This is a genomic window from Stenotrophomonas sp. LGBM10 (assembly GCF_046736075.1).
Classification (GTDB): domain Bacteria; phylum Pseudomonadota; class Gammaproteobacteria; order Xanthomonadales; family Xanthomonadaceae; genus Stenotrophomonas.
This window is the reverse complement of the sequence record NZ_CP177163.1, coordinates 3,951,634-3,971,217: the sequence shown is the minus strand read 5'-3', so window position 1 is coordinate 3,971,217 and position 19,584 is coordinate 3,951,634. Positions and strand designations below refer to the sequence as shown.

The window sequence follows — 19,584 nt, the reverse complement described above, 5'->3', positions numbered from 1 at the left end:
TACCGGGGAGCCGATCACCGTCCCGCGCTACGCGCGATAGCCGACCAGCGGTCGGCTCTACCCGGGGGCCGATCACCATCCCGCGCTGCGCGCGGTAGCCGACCAGCGGTCGGCTCTACCGGTTGGGGTGCTATCAGGCCTTCAGGCGGGCCAGCAGCTCCAGCGTCACCGGGTCGGTGATGGCTGCGGCTTCGCCCTGCAGCGCCGGCAACAGCTGGCTGGCCAGCTGCTTGCCCAGCTCCACGCCGAACTGGTCGAAGGCGTTGATGTTCCAGATCAGCGACTGCACGTACACGGCGTGTTCGTACATCGCGATCAGGGCGCCCAGCGACTGCGGGGTGAGCGCATCGAGCAGGATCATCGTGCTCGGGCGGCCACCGGGGTAATCGCGGTGCGGGTCGTCGCTGCCCTGGCCATTGGCCAGCGCCTCGGTCTGCGCCAGCAGGTTGGCCATCAGCGCCTGGTGGTTGACCACGTAAGGATCATCGTTGTGCACGCAGCCGATGAAGTCGGCCGGGATCACGCTGGTGCCCTGGTGCAGCGCCTGGAAGAAGCTGTGCTGCACATCGGTGCCCGCCCCGCCCCACCACACCGGCACGGTGTCGGTGGTGACCGGGCTGCCGTCGAGCTGCACGCGCTTGCCCAGGCTTTCCATCACCAGCTGCTGCAGGTAGGCCGGCAGCAGCGCAAGCCGCTGGTCGTACGTCATCACCGCATGGGTGGCATGACCGAGCAGGTTGCGGTTCCAGATGTCGGTCAGCGCATGCAGTACCGGCAGGTTCTGGTCCAAGGGGGCGCTCAGTGCATGCGCGTCCATCTGCGCCGCGCCGTCGAGCAGCTGCTCGAAGCCCTTGAAGCCGATCGCCAGTGCGATCGGGAAACCGACCGCGGACCACAGCGAATAACGACCGCCCACCCAGTCCCACATCGGCAGCACGCGGCCGGCAGCGATCGAGAACGCCTTGGCGGCGCGCTCGGGATTGGCGCTGACCGCGTACAGACGGTCGCTGCCACCCAGCCAGTCGTGCAGGATCTGCCCGTTGAGCAGGGTTTCCTGGGTGCCGAAGGTCTTGGAGATCAGGATGCCGGCGGTGGTCGCCGGATCCAGCGTGGCCAGCGTGCGCTGCATGGCAGCGCCGTCCACGTTCGATACGAAATGCACGCGGAAGCGCGCCCCGGTCACCGGGCGCAGCGCATCGGCCACCAGGCGCGGGCCCAGGTCGGATCCGCCGATGCCGACGCTGACGATGTCGGTGACGTTGGTCTGTTCCAATGCGGCGATCAGCTCGCCCATCTGCGCGCGCACCTGGGCGGCGGTGGCAAACGCCTCGCCGGCCACCGGTGCACCGCTGAGATCGCCACGCAGCGCGGTATGCAGCGCCGCGCGGCCTTCGGTCACATTGACCGTTTCACCGCGGAACAGGCGCTGCAGGCCACCGGCGACGTCGCGCCCGGCAGCCAGCTGCAGCAATGCATCCAACGCCGCGCGGTCGTATTTCTGCCGCGCGAAATTGACGTACAACGGACCGACCCGCAGCCCCAACGTTCGTGCCCGCTCCGGTTCGGCGGCAAGCAGCGACGGGATGCTGGCGCCGCGCAGGCGCTGGGCATGGGAATGAAGCGGGTCGAATCCGTTGTGCTGTGTCATGCGGCCTGGGTCGGGATCGTGTCGTTGGTGTGGGAGATCTGGTTCTTGCCGTCCACATATACCAACTTCGGCTTGAAGCTGTCAGCTTCTTCTTCGCTCATGCTGGCGAAGGCGGCAATGATGATGATGTCGCCGACCTGCACGTGACGCGCGGCGCCACCGTTGAGCGAGACCACGCCGCTGCCGGCTTCGGCACGGATGGCATAGGTGGAGAAACGCGCACCGTTGGTGACGTCCCAGATATGCACCTGTTCGAACTCACGGATGCCGGTGGCCTGCAGCAGGTTGTCATCGATGGCGATGGAACCTTCGTAGTTCAGCTCGGAGTGGGTGACGGTGGCGCGGTGGATCTTGGTCTTGAGCAGGGAGAGGTGCATGGCACGCGACAACGGTAAAGGAAAGGGAAATTCTAGCACCCGGCCGCCGGCCAGCAGGGGCTGCCCCCTGCCCGCTGCCGGCGGTTCAGGCAAATGACGGCAGCGGGTGGCGCCGGCCAGCGGCCGGCACCACGGCTCAGAACTCCAGGTTGTCGATCAACCGGGTGGTGCCGATGCGGGCGGCGATCAGGGCCACGCGCGTACCGTCGTTGGCGTCGGCCGGCTCGGACAGGTCCGGCAGGCGCACCACGGCGTAGTCCACCTGGAAGCCGGCGGCCTGCAGCGCGGCAGTCGCCTCCGCTTCGATCAGGCTGCGGGTCTTGCCGGCGATGAAGCCTTCGCGCATCGCCAGCAGCACCTGGTGGATGGTGGTCGAGACCTGGCGATGCTCGCCATTGAGGTACTGGTTGCGCGAGCTCATGGCCAGCCCGTCGGTCTCGCGCACGATGTCGCCGCCGACGATCTGGATCGGGAAGGCCAGGTCTTCCACCATCTGGCGGATCACCGCCAGCTGCTGGTAGTCCTTCTTGCCGAACGCAGCCACGTCCGGCTGGACCTGGTTGAACAGCCGCGAGACCACGGTGCAGACGCCGTCGAAGTGACCCGGGCGGTGCGCGCCTTCCAGCAGACCGCTGATGCCCGGCACGTTGACGCTGGCCGCCAGCGCTACGCCAAACGGATACATCGATTCGACCGTGGGCAGCCACAGCACGTCGCAGCCGGCCTGCTCCAGGCCCGACGTATCGGCCTCGGGCGTGCGCGGGTAGCGGGTGAAGTCCTCGTTCGGACCGAACTGGGTCGGGTTGACGAAGACGCTGGAGACCACGCGGTCGGCATACTGCCGCGCCAGGGTCACCAGCGAGTAGTGGCCGGCATGCAGGTTGCCCATCGTGGGCACCAGCGCGACGCGCAGGCCTTCACGCTTCCAGCCGCTGACGACGGCGCGCAGACGGGACAGTTCGGTAACGGTGTCGATCATGAGGCGTAGGCGTGTTCTGCGTCGGGGAAGGAGCCGTCGCGCACGGCGTCGGCAAAGGCGCGGACGGCACCGGCGATGGAACCGCCCTCGGCAAGGAAATCCTTGACGAACTTGGGACGGCGATGGCCGCTGTCCAGGCCGAGGAAGTCATGCAGCACCAGCACCTGACCGTCGCACTCCGGGCCGGCACCGATGCCGATGGTCGGCACCGCCACGGCGGCGGTGACCGCAGCGGCCACCGGCGTCGGCAGGCACTCCAGCACCATGATGCTGGCGCCCGCCTCGACCACGGCCTTGGCATCCTCGACCAGCTGGCGGGCGGCATCGCCACGCCCCTGCACGCGGTAACCGCCCAGGCGCAGCACCGACTGCGGGGTCAGCCCCAGGTGCGAGCAGACCGGAATCTCACGCTCGACCAGATAACGGATGACATCCAGCTTGAAGCCGGCGCCCTCGATCTTGACCATCTCCGCACCGGCCTGCAGCAGGCGCACCGAAGCCTCGAAGGCACGCTCCGGGCTGGCGTCGGCGCCGAACGGCAGGTCGGCGATCACCAGCGCGCGCTGTACCACCCGGGCCACGGCACGGGTGTGGTAGACCATGTCATCGGTGGTGACCGGCAGGGTCGAATCGTGCCCCTGCACCACCATGCCCAGCGAATCGCCGATCAGGATCAGGTCGACCCCGTTGGCATCGAAACTGCGCGCGAAGCCAGCATCGTAAGCGGTCAACATCACCAGCTTCTGCCCGTTGCGCTTGGCCTCCGCCAGTGCGGGGACGGTCCAGGGCTTGCTGTCTGCGTGGGTACTCATGAGCTGATAACCGGTGGCGATAAGGCCGGCATTATCCTCCTATTGGAGCGATCCCGCAGGCCTCCACCTGCATTGCAGCATTCCGCACGCGGCCATGCCCGGGAATCAGCGCCTCGCCGGCGATTTCGGCCAGCGGCAACAGCGCGAACGCGCGCTGGTGCAGGTAGGGATGCGGCACCTTCAGCTGCGGCAGGTCGATGACCTCCTCGCCGTAGAGCAGCACATCCAGATCGAGCGTGCGCGGCCCCCAGTGCAGACCCGGCTCGCGGACCCGGCCGAAGTCGCGCTCGATGGCCAGCAGCGCATCCAGCAGCACCGGCGCTGCCAGCGCGGTGTCCAGCACCGCGGCGGCGTTGACGAACGGCGGCTGGTCCCGGTTGCCCCAGGCCGGCGTGCTGTACAGCTGCGAGCGCGCCCGCAGCGTGGTGTGCGGCAGCGCCGCCAGCGCCTGGAACGCATCGCGCAGGGTCTGCGCGGCGTCCCCCAGGTTGGCGCCCAACCCGATACAGGCCAGGGTCACGGCTTACTCGCTGGCGGCAGGACCGCCGGCGGGCCGGCGACGACGGCGGCGGCGCTTGCGCGGCGCGCCCTCTTCCCCGTCCAGCTCGGCATCGGCATGGGCTGCGTCCAGCGTGGATTCCAGCTCGTTGCCGGACTGCTGCTGGGCCTCGCGCCAGAACTCCACGTCGGCCTGGTGCTCGCTGGAGGCGACCTGGCGCAGGACCAGGAAGTCGTATGCGGCGCGGAAGCGCGGGTGGGTCAAGGTGCGGAACACGCGCTTGCGCTGGCGCGAACTGAAGCGCCCCTGCAGCAGCCAGATCTCCTGCATCGGCAGCGAGAACCGGCGCGGCAGCGCGATCGTGGTGAGCTGGTGCAGGGTCACGCGGTCGGCGGCGCGACGCTGCGCCTCTTCCAACGCCACACCCTGCTTCTGCAGCGTTGCCAGGGCGCGGCAGAACGCCGGCCACAGCAGCAGCGCGAACAGGAACGACGGCGACACCGGCTCATCGTTGGCCACGCGCAGATCGGTGTTGTGCAGGCCTTCGATGACCATCCGGCGCAACGCGCCGCTGCGGTTGCTGCGCAGCGCGGCCGCACTCTCCGGGAACATCACCTGTAGCAGGCCATAGCGTTCCAGCCCTTCGAAGCTGGCCACGCCGTGCCCGGACAGGAACAGCTTCAGCACTTCCTCGAACAGGCGTGCCGGCGCGGCTTCGGACAGCAGGTTGGCCAGGCGCGGCAGCGGCTCGGCCGTGGCGTCCTCGATCTGGAACCCGAGCTTGGCCGCCAGCCGCACCGCGCGCAGCATGCGCACCGGATCTTCGCGGTAGCGCTGCTCGGGATCGCCGATCAGCTTCATCAGGCGTGCCTGCACGTCCTCGAAGCCGCCGGTGTAGTCGCGCACCGAGAAGTCCTCGATGGCGTAATACAGGGCGTTGCAGGTGAAGTCGCGGCGAACGGCATCGTCTTCGATGCTGCCGTACACGTTGTCGCGTACCAGCATGCCGTTTTCCATCTCGCGGTCGCCGCTGCCGTCATCGATGTTGGCGCGGAAGGTGGCCACTTCGATGATCTCGCGGCCGAACACCACGTGCGCCAGGCGGAAGCGGCGGCCGATCAGCCGGCAGTTGCGGAACAACTGCTTGACCTGCTCGGGCGTGGCGTCGGTGGCGACGTCGAAATCCTTGGGGTTTCCGTTCACCAGCAGGTCGCGCACGGCACCACCGACCAGGTAGGCGCCGAACCCGGAATCGCGCAGCCGGTACAGGACGCGCAGGGCGTTGGGGCTGATGTCCTTGCGGGAGATGTTGTGCTGGTCGCGCGGGATCACGCGCAGGCTGAACGGTGATGTAGCAGAGGAATTGATGTTGGCGCTTCCGGTTGAAGTTTCGGGATTGCCCAATGGCATCTAGGTCAATATACTAGCGCGCTGCGCAGTTCGCGACAAAGCCTGCTCCCTTCGTCTAGAGGTTAGGACGTGGCCCTCTCAAGGCTAAAACAGGGGTTCGAGTCCCCTAGGGAGCACCAGTCGTCGCGCAGAAAAGCCAAAAACCCCGCTCCGGCGGGGTTTTTGCGTTGGGCCGCCGGCCGCCGCCCTCCCCCGCGCCAGCCAGGCCGCACGAGGCGGCCCGGCATATTCAGCCGTCTCCTCATCCCTCCATCTGCTCCAGTTCCTTGCCCTTGGTCTCTTTGACGTAGCGCAGCACGAAGAAGATCGAGACCACCGCTGCGGCGGTATAGATGCCGTAGGCGCCGGCCAGGCCGATGCCCGCCAGCAGCATCGGGAAGGTCACGGTGATGGCGAAGTTCGAGGTCCACTGCGCCGCGCCGGCCACGGCCAGGCCCGAGCCGCGGATCTGGTTGGGGAACATCTCGCCCAGCATCACCCACATCACCGGGCCCCAGGACATGTTGAAGAACACCACGTAGGCGTTGGCCGCCACCAGGGCCAGCCTGCCCATTGCATCGGACAGCTGCAGCCTGCCGTCCACCAGCGTCCCGCTCGAGAAGGCCACCACCATCAGCGCCAGCGACACGGCCATGCCCACCGAGCCGATCCACAGCAGCGGGCGGCGGCCGATACGGTCGATCAGCAGCACGGTGAGCAGGCAGGCGCCGATGCTGAGCGCGCCGGACAGCACGTTGATCAGCAGTGCGTCGTTCTCCGAGAAGCCGACCGCCTGCCACAGCACCGCGCCGTAATAGAAGACCACATTGATGCCGACCAGCTGCTGGAACACCGCCAGGCCGATGCCGACCCAGACAATCGGGCGCAGCCGGCCGGTGGCCCTGCTCATCAGGTCGGAGAAGCGCGGGCGGTGCTGGTCCTGGGCCAGCGATCCCTCGATCTCGGCGATCTTGAGCTGCGCCTCCTGTGCCCCGTAGAGCCGGGTGAGCACCGCCAGCGCCGCCTCCCGGCGCCCCTTGACCACCAGGAACCGCGGGCTCTCGGGGATCACCATCAGCAAGGCCAGGAACAGCACCGAGGGCAGCGCCTGCATCCAGAACATCCAGCGCCAGGCCGCCTGGCCCAGCCACAGCGCCTCGGTGGACGCGCCGGCCGCACGCGCCAGCAGGTAGTTGCTCAGGAACGCACAGAACAGGCCGCTGATGATGGCGATCTGCTGCACCGTGGCCAGCCGGCCCCGGTACCGCGCCGAGGCCACCTCGGCGATGTAGGCCGGCGACATCACACTGGCCGCGCCCACCGCCACGCCGCCCACCACCCGCGCGATGATGAACACCAGCGAGCTGTGTGCCGCGCCGGCGCCCAATGCCGAGAACAGGAACATCACCGCCGCGATGATCAGTACCCCGCGGCGGCCCAGGCGGTCGCCGAGGCGCCCGGCGAAGAACGCGCCGATCGCGCAGCCCACCAGCATCGAGGCCACCTCGAAGCCGATCCCGGCCTCGCTGGAGTGGAAGGTCTGTTTGAGGCCGTCGACGGTGCCGTTGATCACGCCACTGTCGAAGCCGAACAGGAAGCCGCCGATGGTGGCCACGCAGCTGATCAGGACGATGAAGGCGGTGTTCTCCCCGCGCATGGCGAGGCTGGCTGACGCAGTGGACATGGGCGCATCCGCAAGGAAGAGGAAGGAAGTGGATCCGCTGTCCACCGGCAGCCATCATCTTGGCCGGGGCGCCGTCGGCGGCGCAATCGTGCACCGCCGCATGCCGCCAGCGCAGGCTGGGCCTGCCCGCAATGGCAGAATGCAGGGCCCCTGCCTACGCCCCCGAGCCGATGACGGATACCCCTCCCCGCCACGCCCGCACCCCCACCCTGCTGGTCGACAGCCGCTGCACCCACGGCGAAGGTGCGCTGTGGTCGCCCCGCCGCCAGTGCCTGTTCTGGGTGGACATCAGCGAACGACGCCTGTGGCAGTACCACCCCGGGACCGGCACCCATCGGCATTGGGCACTGCCGGACCGCCCCGGCTGCCTGGCCGAAGGCGAGGATGGCCAGCTGCTGCTGGTCCTGGCCGGTTCCCTGCAGCGGATGGACCTGGATACCGCCAACGGCGAGCCCACCCTGCACTGGCTGGCCGACGTGCAGCCCGACGTGGCCAGCACCCGCAGCAACGACGGCCGCACCGACCGCGCCGGGAACCTGGTGTTCGGCACCATGAATGAAGACCCTGCGCGGGCGCCGCTGGGCCGGTTCTACCAGTACAGCGCGCGCCACGGCCTGCGCGACCTCGGCCTGCCCGGCGTGGTGATTCCCAACGCGATATGCTTCAGCCCCGACGGCGGCACGCTGTACTACTGCGATTCGGTGCGACCGGAGCTGTGGTGCTGCGACTACGACGCCGAACAGGCCCGCTGCGACCGCCCGCGCCGCTTCGCAGCGCTGGAATCGGCGGACTGGGAACCCGACGGCGCCGTCATCGATGCCGAAGGCGGGCTCTGGAACGCGCAGTGGCGCGCGTCGCGGGTGGTGCGCTATGGCGCCGATGGCCGCATCGACCGGATCGTGCCGATGCCGGTGAAGAACCCGACCTGCGTGGCCTTGGGTGGCCCCGACCTGACCCGGCTGATGGTCACCAGCTCGCGCCTGGACCACAGCGCCGAGGCGCTCGCCGCCGCCCCGCACGCCGGCAGCGTGTTCGCCGTGGACACCGGCATCGCCGGGCTGCCCGACACCCCGTTCCGCTGGTGAAGGGCACCGTCGGCGCAGGCGGTTGCACGACCAAGTGAGATCGATTCCCGCGCCAGCGCCCAACCTGTTCTAGAATTGTCCGGCTTACTGTCGGATTCAGATCCAGCCATGCCTTTTGTCGTCACCGAAAACTGCATCAAGTGCAAACACACCGATTGCGTGGAAGTGTGCCCCGTGGATTGCTTCCATGAGGGTCCGAACTTCCTGGTGATCGATCCGGACGAGTGCATCGACTGCACCCTGTGCGAGCCGGAATGCCCGGTCAATGCGATCTTCCCCGAAGACGACGTGCCCGCCGGGCAGGAAGTGTTCGTGGGCCTCAACGCCGAACTGGCCAAAGCCTGGCCGGTGCTGACCGTGCGCAAGGATCCGCCCGCCGATGCCGGCGAGTGGGACGGCAAACCGGACAAGCTCCAGTACCTGGAGCGTTAACGCAGAAAAGGCGCCAGCGGCGCCTTTTTTGTGTCCACCAGAACCAGGTGCAGCCGGGCATGGCCCGGCTCCACCTGCCGGCACCTTACGGCGCCAGCTTGGCCTTCAGCTCGCCCAGCAGCTTGACCGGGGCAGCGCCGGTGGCCGGCAGGCCACGCGGGTCCACCGCCGAGATGTAGGCGCCGGCTTCCACGGTCACCACGCGCACCAGGAAGTCGCTGCCTTCGTAGGCCACGTCATAGGAACCCAGCAGCTGGGCCTTGCTGGCGATCTTCACGCCGTCAACGGACTCCAGTGCGGTACCCACCTTGGCGAACACGTCTTCCTTGCTGCCCGGCACGGTGAAGCCGGCGGTGTTGGCCGGTGCCTGGGTGACCGCGGCCGGCGCCGGCTTGGCCGCCTGCGATGCCAATGCCGGCAGCTGCGCGCCGCCGCTGGTGCTGGGCACGGTCAGATCCGGCGGGATTTCCAGCGGACGCACTTCCGGGGCCAGCGCGTAGTCGCCCTTGGCGCCGCGCTTGAAGCAGCCGGTGGTACCCACGAGGGTGGCGGTGGCCAGGATCGCGAAGGACAGCACGCGGATGGCGGAAACGGATTGACGCATATGAATCTCCTGGGTCAGGCCACTGTCGATCAGTGGCTGGATAGTGCTTCGAGCGCACCGATGTCGGTGGCCAGATGTCCGGCGGCGGCATGGTGGGCTTCGGACAAAGGCAGCAGGGGCAGACGCAGTCCGTCGCCGATGCCGATCCGGCGCAGCAGGTCCTTCACCGGGATCGGATTGGATTCCACACCGCAGAATTCATGGAACGGCTCCAGTCGTGCATCCCACGACTCGGTCGCCTCGCGCTCACCGGCGGCGGCGAGGTCGCACATGCGGCGATACGCGCCGGGCAGCACGTTGGAACCCACCGAAATCAGGCCATCGACGCCGGACAGGATCGAACGCGCGGCGGTGCCGTCATCGCCGCTGAGGATGGCGAAATCGGGCGAACGCAGCGCCAGCAGCGCGTTGACGCGGCCGGTGTCGCCCACCGCTTCCTTGATGCCGACGATGTTCGGGTGGCGGGCCAGCTCGGCCACGGTCTCCGGCAGCATGTCGCAACCGGTCCGCCCCGGCACGTTGTAAAGGATCACCGGCAATCCGCCCTGGTCGGCCACGGCACGGTAGTGCGCGATCAGGCCGGCCTGGGTGGGGCGCACGTAAGGCGGCGTCACCACCAGCGCATGGGTGGCGCCATTGGCGGCGGCACGCCGGGTCTGCTCGATGGTTTTGGCGGTTCCCGACAGCCCGGTCCCGGCCAGCACCGGGATGCGGCCGCCGACCGCCTTGACCGCGCTGCGCAGCAGCAGGTCGTACTCGTCGTCGGACAGGGTGGCCGCTTCGCCGGTCGAACCGGCCACGACCACGCCGTGGACACCACCCTCAAGTTGCAGATGCAGCAGGCGCTGCCAACCGTCGGGATCCAATGCGCCGTCAGCCTGGAAAGGCGTCGCCAGCGCGGTGATGAGACCGGAAAGGGACAAGGAAACGATGCTCTGAAGAGAGGGGGAGGCGGACCGGGCTAAACGCCGGCCGGATGTACTTTGCATGTTACTTGCGGGTCGAAAGCGCGGGCAAGTATGCTGGACCCAGGTGAACGGGCCGTCGCCGGTACCGTTCAGACTCACCCTGCATTACCGGAACCACCTTGACCGACACCACGCCGCGGCCTGCGCCGACCGAAAACCATCTCCTGATCAACGCCTATACGACGCATCCGGAGTCCCCCCTGCTGCCCGTGACCCGGCGGATCTCCGATAGTGGCTGCAACCTGGTCGATGCGCGCCTGGCCACCGTGGGCCGCGATGTCTCGGTCACCGCCCTGGCCACCGGCTCGTGGGACTCGGTCGCCAAGCTCGAGGCGATGCTCACCCGCCTGGAGCGCGAGGAGGGCCTGAAGCTGGTCTGGTACCGCACCGGTGCCAAGCAGGCGCAGTCCAACCTGCTGCCCTACATCGTGGAAGTGATCGCCGCCGACAAGCCCGGCATCCTGTTCCAGCTGGCCGATTTCTTCGACCGCCAGGGCATCACCATCGAGAACCTGCAGAGCACGCGTTACCGTGCCATGCAGACCGGTGCGGAAATGTTCTCCGCGCAGGTCACCATCGGCGTGCCCGCCAACATGCACATCGCCGCCCTGCGCGACGATTTCCTCGAGTTCTGCGACCACCTCAATCTGGACGCGATCATGGACCCGATGAAGTTCTGACGACTTCGCGCGTTCGTCACGAGCGCGCGGTGTTTCATGCAGTTGTAGTAGACGTACCCCAGGATCCGGAAAGGACCTCATGAACGACGGCGACACCCTGGACAGCACCACCCTCGCGCTTCCGCTGGCACTGTCCGGCGGCGAACACACCACCCTCGGCGCACTCGCCGGCCAGTGGCTGGTGTTGTACTTCTACCCCAAGGACAGCACCCCGGGCTGCACCACCGAAGGCATCGACTTCAACGCCCTGCTGCCGGACTTCACGCACCTCGACGCACGCGTGTTCGGCATCTCCCGCGACTCGGTCAAATCCCACGACAACTTCTGCGCCAGGCAGGGCTTCGCGTTCCCGCTGATCAGCGATGCCGACGAAGCACTGTGCACCGCGTTCGACGTGATCAAGCTGAAGAACATGTACGGCAAGCAGGTGCGTGGCATCGAACGCAGCACCTTCCTCATTTCACCCGACAGTCGTATCGTGCAGTCGTGGCGCAAGGTGAAAGTCGCCGGCCACGCCGCATCCGTCCTTGAAGCCCTGAAGGCCGCGAAAACCCAGTGACCAACCCGGCACCCCCCAATGGCCATCACCCTGCCCCGCAGGCCGTGATGGCTTGTCCCTGTTCTGCCACCAGGAAATGACGATGACCCGAGGCAAGCGCATCTACGTACTGGATACCAACGTGCTCATGCACGATCCAACCGCGCTGTTCAAGTTCGAGGAGCATGATGTCTACCTGCCGATGCAGGTGATCGAAGAGCTGGACAACGGCAAGAAGGGCACCACCGAGGCGAGCCGCAACGCGCGCCAGGTGAGCCGCTTCCTCAATGAGCTGGTGCAGGCGTCGGGCCTGGACAACCTCGCCGACGGCATCCCGCTGCAGCGTCCGAACGGCCTGCAGCTGCGCGGCAAGCAGAGCGTGGGCCTGCTGCGCTTCCAGACCAGTCATTTCGAGGCGGGCAAGAGCTTCGGCGCGGTGATTCCGGACAACGCCATCCTCGGCGCGATCCTGGCGCTGAAGGAGCAGATCCCGGAGATCCCGGTGGTGTTCGTGTCCAAGGACATCAACCTGCGGATCAAGGCGGCCATCGCCGGCATCGTGTCGGAAGACTACGAAAACGATCGCGCGCTGGACGATTTCAGCCTGCTCTACACCGGCGCCACCGAGCTGCCGGAGGATTTCTGGAAGAAGCACACCGACAACCTGCGCAGCTGGAGCGACAAGGGCCGCACCAGTTACGAAATCCTCGCCAGCGACGATGAGAACTGGCATCCCAACCAGTACGCCTACCTGCCCGGCGACGATGAAGTCGAACTGCGCGTGGCCAAGGTCGATGGCGACAGGATCACCTTGTCGCTGGTCAACGATTTCCGCCACGGCAGCCATGCGGTCTGGGGCATCAGCGCGCGCAACCGGGAGCAGAACTTCGCGCTCAACGCACTGATGGACCCGGAGATCGACTTCGTCACCCTGCTCGGCACCGCCGGCACCGGCAAGACCCTGCTGGCGCTCGCCGCCGGCCTGGCACAGACGATGGACCAGCAGCGCTACCGCGAGATCATCATGACCCGCGCCACGGTCAGTGTCGGCGAGGACATCGGCTTCCTGCCCGGCACCGAAGAGGAAAAGATGACGCCGTGGATGGGCGCGCTCACCGACAACCTGGAAGTGCTCACCCACACCCAGGAAGGCGGTGCCTGGGGACGTGCGGCGACCAACGACCTGATCGCCAGCCGGATCAAGATCCGCTCGCTCAACTTCATGCGCGGGCGCACCTTCCTGTCGCGCTACCTGATCCTGGACGAGGCGCAGAACCTCACCCCCAAGCAGATGAAGACGCTGATCACCCGCGCCGGCCCCGGCACCAAGATCGTCTGCCTGGGCAACGTCGAACAGATCGACACCCCGTACCTGACCGAAACCACCTCGGGCCTGACCTACGCGGTGGACCGTTTCAAGAACTGGCCGCACAGCGCCCACGTCACGCTGCGCCGTGGCGAGCGCTCGCGCCTGGCCGATTACGCCTCGGAGGTGTTGTGAACCGTTCCCTGTCCCGTGCCGTCCTGCCGCTGGCGCTCGCTGCGCTGGCGGCGGCCTGCACGCCGTCCAATACCCGCCCGGGCAGCACCGTCCCGACCGCGGTCAAGACCGGCCAGTCCTGGGTGGTCACCCGCCCCGTCATCGCCGCCCAGGTCCTGGATACCTGCTCGCGCACCAGCCCCGGCCGCGAGCCGGGGCGGGTCACCGGTTACTGGGCGCCCAGCCGCCAGCAGGTCGAGCAGCTCGAAGCCGCGCTGCCCACGCTGGAGGCACAGGTGCCCAAGGCCGGCGATTTCGACCGCCAGTACGTCGGCATCGAACGCGACGGTCGCCAGGTGATCTACCTCAACGCCTTCCATCTGCCCGATGGCAGCGACATCGATCCGGCGCGCGAGGCGATCCGTGTCTGCGATGGCGGCGCACAGTTCTGGGGCGCGGTCTTCGACCCGGCCAGCGGCCAGTTCTCCGATGTGCAGTTCAACGGCCCGCCTGCGGGCCGCTGAGGCCCGCGTGATACGGGCTGCCCACCGCCGATGAGCATCCGGCTGCCCACATGGGTGTGGATCGGCGCGATCGCACTGTCGTGCGTGGCCGGCATGGTCAATGTGGTGGGCTTCCTCGGATTCGAGCACCAGGCGGTCAGCCACATGACCGGCACCACCAGCCAGCTCGGGATGGCCCTGGCACAGGGCGACTGGCGGGTTGTCGGGCACCTCTGGGGCCTGCTCATCGCGTTCTGCCTGGGGGCCATGCTCAGCGGCATGATCGTGCAGGACAGCACCCTGCAGCTGGGCCGCCGCTATGGCGTGGTGCTGACCCTGGAATCGCTGTTGCTGCTGATCGCCATTCCGCTGTTCAAACAGCAGCAGATCTGGGGTGCGCTGGCCGCCGCGATGGCCTGCGGCCTGCAGAACGCGATGGCCACCACCTTCAGCGGTGCGGTGGTGCGCACCACCCACCTCAGCGGCATGTTCACCGACCTGGGCATCGGGCTTGGCCACCTGCTGCGCGGCCTGCCGCTGCCGATCCGTCGATTGACCCTCAGCGGCCTGATCGTCAGCGGCTTCCTGGCGGGCGGCATTCTGGGCGCATGGCTGTTCCTGCGCGTCGGCTACGACGCCCTGCTCGCCCCGGCGCTGCTCACCGGCGTCACCGGGCTGGGCTACGTGCTGTACGCGCAATGGCGACAGCTGCAACGGCGCTGACCGCCGGTGGCAGCAGCGCTGCCGCAAACACTGCACAATCGGCGCATGAGCCCATCCACCCCCGTTTCCGCCTTGACCATCGCCGGTTCCGATTCCGGTGGCGGCGCCGGCATCCAGGCCGACCTGAAGGCCTTCGCCGCCCATCGCGTGCACGGCCTGTCGGCGATTGCCGCGCTGACCGCACAGAACACCCGCGGCGTCACCGCCGTACACGTACCGCCGCTGGATTTCCTGCAGGCGCAGATCGATGCCTGCTTCGCCGATTTCGAGATCCACGCGGTGAAACTGGGCATGCTGGCCAACGCCGAGGTGATCGGGCTGGTCGCCGACGCCCTGGAGAAATACCGTCCCCCTCACGTGGTGCTCGACCCGGTGATGGTGGCCACCAGCGGCGCCAAGCTGCTCGAGGACAGCGCACTGGAGGCGATGCGCACCCGCCTGATTCCGCTGGCCACGCTGCTCACCCCCAACATCCCCGAAGCCGAGCTGCTGCTCGGCCGCCGCATCCTCACCGCCGATGATGCGGAAGATGCGGCCGGCGCACTGCTGGCGCTGGGCGCCGGTGCCGTCCTGCTCAAGGGCGGTCATCTGGACGAAGGCGCGCGCGTGATCGACCGCTACTTCGACGGCGTGACCCGCGATGACTTCATCCACGCGCGCCTGCCGGTGGACGCGCACGGCACCGGCTGCACGCTGGCCTCGGCCATCGCCGCGCAACTGTGCCAGGGCCTGTCGGTACCGAATGCCTGCGAGGCGGCCATCGACTTCGTCGCACGCGGCCTGCAGAGCGGGTATTACCCCGGCCGCAGCGAGGTGCTGGTGATCGATCATTTCGGTGCGGCGCGTTCGGCATGATCGACGCCCTGACGCTGCCGGTGCAGGCCGACGACGGCCACCGCATCGACCTGCTGGTGCGCCGGCCGGCCACGCCGCAGGCGCGCCTGCTGTGGCTGCCTGCGCTGGGCGTGGCAGCACGTCATTACCTGCCACTGGCCGAGGCGCTGGCCGCGCGCGGCATCGCCGTGTACCTGCATGAGTGGCGCGGCAACGGCAGCAGCAGCCTGCGCCCGTCGCGCGCGCAGGACTGGGGCTACCGCGAGATCCTCGAACGGGACCTGCCCGCCAGCCTGGCGCAGGTGCAGGCCCAGGGCAGCGCGCCGTTGATCGTCGGCGGCCACAGTCTCGGTGGCCAGCTCGCCTGTGCGTTCGCGGGGCTGCATCCGGACGTCTTCGCCCGCTTCTGGCTGGTCGCCAGCGGCACGCCGTACTGGCGCACCTTCCCCGCCCCGCGCGGCTGGACCCTGCCACTGATCTACCGCTTTCTGCCGTGGCTGGCCCAGCGCCAGGGCGTGCTGCACGGACGCCGGCTGGGCTTCGGCGGCACCGAAGCCCGCGGCCTGATCCGCGACTGGGCGCGCGTGGGCCTGAGCAACCACTACACCGGCGAGGGCATCGTGCCGGACCTGGACCAGGCCATGCACGCCGTCCACGGCCGCGCGACGGCGGTGGTCATGGCCGACGACTGGCTGGCCCCGGCAACGTCGATGCAGGGCCTGCTGGCCAAGCTGCCGCAGGTGCGATCAACGCTGACCGTCCTGTCGGCCGACGCGCTGGGCGCGCGCGCCGATCACTTCGCCTGGATGAAGGCGCCGCAGGCCGTGGTGGACGCGCTTTTTCATTCATTTGAATGAAGACCTTCACAAAAGCGTTGACGAATGCGACGTCGATCCGCATAATTCCGCTCCTGTTGACGCGCCCGTAGCTCAGTTGGATAGAGTACCTGGCTACGAACCAGGCGGTCGGGAGTTCGAATCTCTCCGGGCGCACCATCAACAGGCTGACAACACCGCCGTTGGCAGCAGCAGTACAAAACGCGATGCACATGCGCCCGTAGCTCAGTTGGATAGAGTACCTGGCTACGAACCAGGCGGTCGGGAGTTCGAATCTCTCCGGGCGCACCACTGCATCGCGAGCAGCACTACAATCAGACAATGCAAATGCGCCCGTAGCTCAGTTGGATAGAGTACCTGGCTACGAACCAGGCGGTCGGGAGTTCGAATCTCTCCGGGCGCACCATTGCATCGACGAAAACGGCAGCCATCGGCTGCTGTTTTTTTTTGCCCGCTGCCGGTCATCCGCGCGGCGGTACCTGCACCTGCACCTGCACCGCCTGCATCGCCATGCGGTCGGCCTGGCCCGGCACTTCCGGCGCCGGGCACGCGCCACCGGCACGGTCGTCGCGCGCCAGCCAGTCATCCACCACACCGCCCAGCAGGTCCACGCGCAGCGGCAGCGTGATGTGATCCTCCCCGCGCATCTCGATGTAGTGCACGCGCGGGCTGGACGATGCCAGCCGACGCCCCTGCTCCACCCGTACATGCTGGTCGTCCTGGCCATGCAGCAGCAGGACGCAGGCCTGCGTGTCGGCAAGTGCGCGGGCCACATCGACGCGGTCCAGGTCCAGGTCCAGCCGCTGGCTGGCGGCGGCGATCACCTGGTCGATGTCCTGCCCGCCATAGCGCCACCGCCCGTACGCGGCCAGCGCCTGCGCTTTCCAGCCGGTGGGCTGCAACGACATCAGGTGCGGAATCATGCTGCGGATCGCGTCGCCGGCATTGGCGAAGGACTCCATCGCGACCACGCCGGCGACCTGGTCGCCCAGCTTGTCGGCGGTGAACAGCGCGGTGGCCGCGCCGTAGGACACGCCGAACAGGTACAGCGGGCCACTGACCTCGCCGCGCTGGCGGAGCGCGCCGATCACATCCACCACATCGTCCGATTCGAACGTGCCGTAGCCGGCCGGACCGGCGCCAGAGTGGCCGTGGTTGCGCAGGTCGATGGTGACCACACGGTAGCCGGCCTGCGCGAGCTGCATCGACCACGGCAACATCGCATCGCCGTTCATCATCCACCCGTGCAGCAGCACCACGGTGCCGCGCGGCGCCTGCGGCCGGAACGGGTGCGGCACCGCCAGCTGCAGGCCGGTCTGCAGCGGCAGGCCGTTGTCGTGCTGCTGGGCGAGGTAGTGGTAACGGACCCCGTACTGGCCGGGATCGAAGGCCCGCCAGAAGATCGGCACGCCGGCGCGGCCGGTCACGAAACCGTGGCGGTTGGGCACCGTATCCACCGCTTCGGCGATGCGCGCGGTATCCAGCAGCGTGGACACGCCGCCCGGCGCAACCAGGCGATCGCTCAGCGAAGTGGACGCGGACGGGGTCAACGAGGAGCAGGCAGCCAGCCACAGGCCGGCCCCGGCCAGCAGCAACAGCAGCAGGCGTTTCATGGGCATGTACGGACATCAACGAGCCGGGCAGCGTACTGGCTGCGCCGCCGGCGCTCTATCGCACCTGGATGACGGTGGCATGACAGCGCACCATCGGTTCAGCTGGGCCGGCCGCTCAGGCGCCGTGCCCGAGCCACGCCGCCATCGTCGGCCACCACGCGTCGAGCACCTGCGGCCGCTGCATGCGCTCACGCCACCAGCGCAAGCCGGCCCCCTCCTCGCCGGTGCGCCAGGCCAGCCAGAAGGTCTCATCCGGCTTGGGTTCCTCGACCTGCCTGACGACCAGCCGGCCGTCGCGAACGGCCTGGCGCACGTATGGCTCGGGCAGGAAACCGAAGCCCAGGCCCGCGCACTGCAGGCGGAACTTGCTGGCCGTATCGGGTACGGTCACCGTGTCCTGGCCCATCAGCAGGCCGACCGTGCGCGGCAGCAGCCGGCGCGCCGAGTCCGCCACGGCGATCGCGCAATGCGCCGCCAGCACATCCCGCCCGAGCGGCTCGGGCGCGGTCGCCAGCGGGTGCGAGGGCGCCACGGCGAACACGAACCGCACCACCCCCATCGGCTCGACCACATAGCCGCCTCCACTCGGCCCCTCGCCCGCCGCGCCGACCAGCAGATCGGCCCGGCGGTCCAGCAGGGCCTCCCAGGTGCCCGACAATGCCTCGCTGACCAGCCGCACCCGGGTCTGTTCGGCCACCGCCGTGAACGCCCGCACGTCCTCGGCCAGCAGCGCCGGGGGGAACATCGCGTCGACCGCCACGGTGAGTTCCGCCTCCCAGCCGGACGCGACCCGCCGGACCCGCATCTCCAGCTCGCGCGCCGCGCGCAGCAGGTGCCGCCCCTCCTCCAGCAGCGCCTCGCCGGCCGCCGTCAGGTGCGCGCGCGGGCCGATCCGGTCGAACAACTGGACGCCCAGGTCGTCCTCCAGCTTGGAGACGGTATAGGAGATGGTCGACGGCACCTTGTGCAGCGCCTTGCCCGCCGCGGCGAACGAACCGCGGCGGTCGATGGCGTCCAGGATCTGCAGGGCATCGAGACTGAGCTTGAGCATTCGAATTTTTCGATGATGGCTTGCAAAACTATCCGTTTTTCAAGTCGGTGGCGCAAGCGGATACTGGCCGCAACAGGAAAGGGAACGGCAGCAGCCGCCCCGGACCGCCATCGAAACCATCGAACACCCAGGAGATTCCCATGCTGCAGATCCGCAAGAGCAACACCCGTGGCAAGGCCGACCACGGCTGGCTGAACTCCATGCACACCTTCTCCTTCGCCAACTACTACGACCCGCGCTATGTCAGCTTCGGCCCACTGCGCGTGATCAACGAAGACCGCGTGCAGGGCGGCCAGGGCTTCGGTACCCACAGCCACAGCAACATGGAGATCATCTCCTACGTGCTTGGCGGCGCGCTGGAGCACAAGGACTCGATGGGCACCGGTTCGGTGCTGCGCTACGGCGACGTGCAGCGCATGAGTGCCGGCAGCGGTGTCAGCCACAGCGAGTTCAACCACTCGGCAGACGAGGCGGTGCACTTCCTGCAGATCTGGCTGTTCCCCGACCAGGAGAACATCGCTCCGAGCTACCAGGAAACCCACTTCGCGCCGGAAACCAAGCGCGGCCAGCTGCGTCTGATCGCCTCGCGCGATGGCCGTGACGGCTCGCTGCTGATCCACCAGGATGCCACCATCTACGCGACCATCCTGGACGGCGACGGCCGCGTGCACCTGCCGCTGGCCCCGCGTCGCGGTGCCTATGTGCAGGTCGCCCGTGGCCAGCTCCAGGTCAACGGCATCACCCTGGAAGCGGGTGATGCGCTGCAGATCAGCGACGAGGCGCAGGTCACGCTGGAAAAGGGCAACGATGCCGAAGTGATCGTCTTTGAGCTGGCGCTGTAATCACCCG

The 19,584-nt window shown here is 68.0% G+C and carries 21 protein-coding genes and 4 tRNA genes; 14 read left to right on the top strand and 11 right to left on the bottom strand.

The window, feature by feature from the left end; all coding sequences use genetic code 11:
• Positions 1 to 133: 133 nt before the first annotated feature.
• The 6 genes from pgi to pcnB form a co-directional block, all read right to left on the bottom strand.
• Complete coding sequence (pgi, locus tag ACLB90_RS17440; RefSeq protein ID WP_411850634.1) at positions 134 to 1,648, bottom strand: glucose-6-phosphate isomerase; 1,515 nt, start codon at positions 1,646 to 1,648, stop codon at positions 134 to 136.
• A complete protein-coding gene (gene panD / locus ACLB90_RS17435) occupies positions 1,645 to 2,025 on the bottom strand; it encodes an aspartate 1-decarboxylase (RefSeq protein ID WP_017355950.1) in 381 nt (126 codons plus the stop codon). Before panD ends, pgi begins: the two co-directional genes overlap by 4 nt.
• A 136-nt stretch (positions 2,026 to 2,161) precedes the next feature.
• On the bottom strand, positions 2,162 to 3,004 hold the full coding sequence (gene panC / locus ACLB90_RS17430) for a pantoate--beta-alanine ligase (protein WP_411850633.1): 843 nt from the start codon (positions 3,002 to 3,004) through the stop codon (positions 2,162 to 2,164).
• The gene (panB, locus tag ACLB90_RS17425; protein ID WP_411850632.1) at positions 3,001 to 3,816 is read right to left on the bottom strand and encodes a 3-methyl-2-oxobutanoate hydroxymethyltransferase; all 816 of its coding nucleotides are present in this window, start codon (positions 3,814 to 3,816) and stop codon (positions 3,001 to 3,003) included. Before panB ends, panC begins: the two co-directional genes overlap by 4 nt.
• Positions 3,817 to 3,847: 31 nt before the next feature.
• Positions 3,848 to 4,336, bottom strand: coding sequence for a 2-amino-4-hydroxy-6-hydroxymethyldihydropteridine diphosphokinase (gene folK, locus ACLB90_RS17420; RefSeq protein WP_411850631.1), 489 nt, complete (start codon positions 4,334 to 4,336; stop codon positions 3,848 to 3,850).
• A 3-nt stretch (positions 4,337 to 4,339) separates the two neighbouring features.
• On the bottom strand, positions 4,340 to 5,719 hold the full coding sequence (gene pcnB / locus ACLB90_RS17415) for a polynucleotide adenylyltransferase PcnB (protein WP_411852788.1): 1,380 nt from the start codon (positions 5,717 to 5,719) through the stop codon (positions 4,340 to 4,342).
• Between the two features lie 50 nt (positions 5,720 to 5,769).
• Between pcnB and ACLB90_RS17410 the strand changes: the two genes are divergently transcribed.
• Positions 5,770 to 5,844: transfer RNA gene (locus tag ACLB90_RS17410), tRNA-Glu, on the top strand.
• A 122-nt stretch (positions 5,845 to 5,966) separates the two neighbouring features.
• On the opposite strand, the gene ACLB90_RS17405 is transcribed toward ACLB90_RS17410, so the two are convergent.
• Entirely contained in the window at positions 5,967 to 7,388 is a 1,422-nt protein-coding gene (locus ACLB90_RS17405; protein WP_411850630.1) for a sugar porter family MFS transporter, read from the bottom strand.
• Between the two features lie 170 nt (positions 7,389 to 7,558).
• On the opposite strand from ACLB90_RS17405, the gene ACLB90_RS17400 reads away from it, so the two are divergent.
• The gene (locus ACLB90_RS17400; protein WP_411850629.1) at positions 7,559 to 8,473 is read left to right on the top strand and encodes an SMP-30/gluconolactonase/LRE family protein; all 915 of its coding nucleotides are present in this window, start codon (positions 7,559 to 7,561) and stop codon (positions 8,471 to 8,473) included.
• A 108-nt stretch (positions 8,474 to 8,581) separates the two neighbouring features.
• Positions 8,582 to 8,905, top strand: coding sequence for a ferredoxin FdxA (gene fdxA, locus ACLB90_RS17395; protein ID WP_411850628.1), 324 nt, complete (start codon positions 8,582 to 8,584; stop codon positions 8,903 to 8,905).
• 85 nt (positions 8,906 to 8,990) lie between these two features.
• On the opposite strand, the gene ACLB90_RS17390 is transcribed toward fdxA, so the two are convergent.
• On the bottom strand, positions 8,991 to 9,509 hold the full coding sequence (locus tag ACLB90_RS17390; RefSeq protein ID WP_411850627.1) for a hypothetical protein: 519 nt from the start codon (positions 9,507 to 9,509) through the stop codon (positions 8,991 to 8,993).
• A gap of 29 nt (positions 9,510 to 9,538) precedes the next feature.
• The gene (gene dapA / locus ACLB90_RS17385) at positions 9,539 to 10,432 is read right to left on the bottom strand and encodes a 4-hydroxy-tetrahydrodipicolinate synthase (protein WP_411850626.1); all 894 of its coding nucleotides are present in this window, start codon (positions 10,430 to 10,432) and stop codon (positions 9,539 to 9,541) included.
• Positions 10,433 to 10,596: 164 nt separating this feature from the next.
• Between dapA and ACLB90_RS17380 the strand changes: the two genes are divergently transcribed.
• The 10 genes from ACLB90_RS17380 (at position 10,597) to ACLB90_RS17335 (ending at position 16,477) form a co-directional block, all read left to right on the top strand.
• Positions 10,597 to 11,157 (top strand): glycine cleavage system protein R, encoded by a 561-nt coding sequence (locus ACLB90_RS17380; RefSeq protein WP_017356703.1) that lies wholly within the window; start codon positions 10,597 to 10,599, stop codon positions 11,155 to 11,157.
• A gap of 79 nt (positions 11,158 to 11,236) precedes the next feature.
• Entirely contained in the window at positions 11,237 to 11,716 is a 480-nt protein-coding gene (locus ACLB90_RS17375; RefSeq protein ID WP_411850625.1) for a peroxiredoxin, read from the top strand.
• Positions 11,717 to 11,798: 82 nt separating this feature from the next.
• Positions 11,799 to 13,196, top strand: coding sequence for a PhoH family protein (locus ACLB90_RS17370; protein ID WP_411850624.1), 1,398 nt, complete (start codon positions 11,799 to 11,801; stop codon positions 13,194 to 13,196).
• Positions 13,193 to 13,699 (top strand): hypothetical protein, encoded by a 507-nt coding sequence (locus ACLB90_RS17365; protein WP_411850623.1) that lies wholly within the window; start codon positions 13,193 to 13,195, stop codon positions 13,697 to 13,699. The genes ACLB90_RS17370 and ACLB90_RS17365 overlap by 4 nt, the downstream gene beginning before the upstream one ends.
• A gap of 30 nt (positions 13,700 to 13,729) precedes the next feature.
• Positions 13,730 to 14,401 carry a YoaK family protein gene (locus ACLB90_RS17360; protein ID WP_411850622.1) on the top strand — a complete coding sequence of 224 codons (672 nt, stop codon included), beginning with the start codon at positions 13,730 to 13,732 and terminating at the stop codon, positions 14,399 to 14,401.
• Between the two features lie 45 nt (positions 14,402 to 14,446).
• Positions 14,447 to 15,256, top strand: a complete 810-nt coding sequence (gene thiD / locus ACLB90_RS17355; protein ID WP_411850621.1) for a bifunctional hydroxymethylpyrimidine kinase/phosphomethylpyrimidine kinase — start codon at positions 14,447 to 14,449, stop codon at positions 15,254 to 15,256.
• On the top strand, positions 15,253 to 16,092 hold the full coding sequence (locus ACLB90_RS17350; protein WP_411850620.1) for an alpha/beta fold hydrolase: 840 nt from the start codon (positions 15,253 to 15,255) through the stop codon (positions 16,090 to 16,092). The genes thiD and ACLB90_RS17350 overlap by 4 nt, the downstream gene beginning before the upstream one ends.
• A gap of 61 nt (positions 16,093 to 16,153) precedes the next feature.
• Positions 16,154 to 16,230, top strand: a tRNA-Arg gene (locus ACLB90_RS17345).
• A gap of 55 nt (positions 16,231 to 16,285) precedes the next feature.
• Positions 16,286 to 16,362: transfer RNA gene (locus tag ACLB90_RS17340), tRNA-Arg, on the top strand.
• A 38-nt stretch (positions 16,363 to 16,400) separates the two neighbouring features.
• Positions 16,401 to 16,477 (top strand) — tRNA-Arg (locus ACLB90_RS17335).
• Positions 16,478 to 16,532: 55 nt separating this feature from the next.
• Here ACLB90_RS17335 and ACLB90_RS17330 read toward each other — a convergent pair.
• Both ACLB90_RS17330 and ACLB90_RS17325 read right to left on the bottom strand, forming a co-directional pair.
• Positions 16,533 to 17,684 (bottom strand): alpha/beta hydrolase, encoded by a 1,152-nt coding sequence (locus tag ACLB90_RS17330; protein ID WP_411852787.1) that lies wholly within the window; start codon positions 17,682 to 17,684, stop codon positions 16,533 to 16,535.
• A gap of 115 nt (positions 17,685 to 17,799) precedes the next feature.
• Positions 17,800 to 18,735 carry a LysR family transcriptional regulator gene (locus tag ACLB90_RS17325; protein ID WP_411850619.1) on the bottom strand — a complete coding sequence of 312 codons (936 nt, stop codon included), beginning with the start codon at positions 18,733 to 18,735 and terminating at the stop codon, positions 17,800 to 17,802.
• Between the two features lie 140 nt (positions 18,736 to 18,875).
• Between ACLB90_RS17325 and ACLB90_RS17320 the strand changes: the two genes are divergently transcribed.
• Positions 18,876 to 19,577 carry a pirin family protein gene (locus ACLB90_RS17320; RefSeq protein WP_411850618.1) on the top strand — a complete coding sequence of 234 codons (702 nt, stop codon included), beginning with the start codon at positions 18,876 to 18,878 and terminating at the stop codon, positions 19,575 to 19,577.
• Positions 19,578 to 19,584 lie beyond the last annotated feature (7 nt).

Bases quoted from the DNA above. Each gene is read 5' to 3' on its own strand.
- ACLB90_RS17360 (WP_411850622.1), top strand. From the start codon at position 13,730: ATGAGCATCCGGCTGCCCACATGGGTGTGGATCGGCGCGATCGCACTG.
- ACLB90_RS17400 (WP_411850629.1), top strand. From the start codon at position 7,559: ATGACGGATACCCCTCCCCGCCACGCCCGCACCCCCACCCTGCTGGTC.
- ACLB90_RS17330 (WP_411852787.1), bottom strand. From the start codon at position 17,684: ATGAAACGCCTGCTGCTGTTGCTGCTGGCCGGGGCCGGCCTGTGGCTG.
- ACLB90_RS17370 (WP_411850624.1), top strand. From the start codon at position 11,799: ATGACCCGAGGCAAGCGCATCTACGTACTGGATACCAACGTGCTCATG.
- ACLB90_RS17320 (WP_411850618.1), top strand. From the start codon at position 18,876: ATGCTGCAGATCCGCAAGAGCAACACCCGTGGCAAGGCCGACCACGGC.
- ACLB90_RS17375 (WP_411850625.1), top strand. From the start codon at position 11,237: ATGAACGACGGCGACACCCTGGACAGCACCACCCTCGCGCTTCCGCTG.
- ACLB90_RS17405 (WP_411850630.1), bottom strand. From the start codon at position 7,388: ATGTCCACTGCGTCAGCCAGCCTCGCCATGCGCGGGGAGAACACCGCC.
- ACLB90_RS17350 (WP_411850620.1), top strand. From the start codon at position 15,253: ATGATCGACGCCCTGACGCTGCCGGTGCAGGCCGACGACGGCCACCGC.
- panB (WP_411850632.1), bottom strand. From the start codon at position 3,816: ATGAGTACCCACGCAGACAGCAAGCCCTGGACCGTCCCCGCACTGGCG.
- thiD (WP_411850621.1), top strand. From the start codon at position 14,447: ATGAGCCCATCCACCCCCGTTTCCGCCTTGACCATCGCCGGTTCCGAT.
- panD (WP_017355950.1), bottom strand. From the start codon at position 2,025: ATGCACCTCTCCCTGCTCAAGACCAAGATCCACCGCGCCACCGTCACC.
- panC (WP_411850633.1), bottom strand. From the start codon at position 3,004: ATGATCGACACCGTTACCGAACTGTCCCGTCTGCGCGCCGTCGTCAGC.
- ACLB90_RS17390 (WP_411850627.1), bottom strand. From the start codon at position 9,509: ATGCGTCAATCCGTTTCCGCCATCCGCGTGCTGTCCTTCGCGATCCTG.
- fdxA (WP_411850628.1), top strand. From the start codon at position 8,582: ATGCCTTTTGTCGTCACCGAAAACTGCATCAAGTGCAAACACACCGAT.
- ACLB90_RS17325 (WP_411850619.1), bottom strand. From the start codon at position 18,735: ATGCTCAAGCTCAGTCTCGATGCCCTGCAGATCCTGGACGCCATCGAC.
- pgi (WP_411850634.1), bottom strand. From the start codon at position 1,648: ATGACACAGCACAACGGATTCGACCCGCTTCATTCCCATGCCCAGCGC.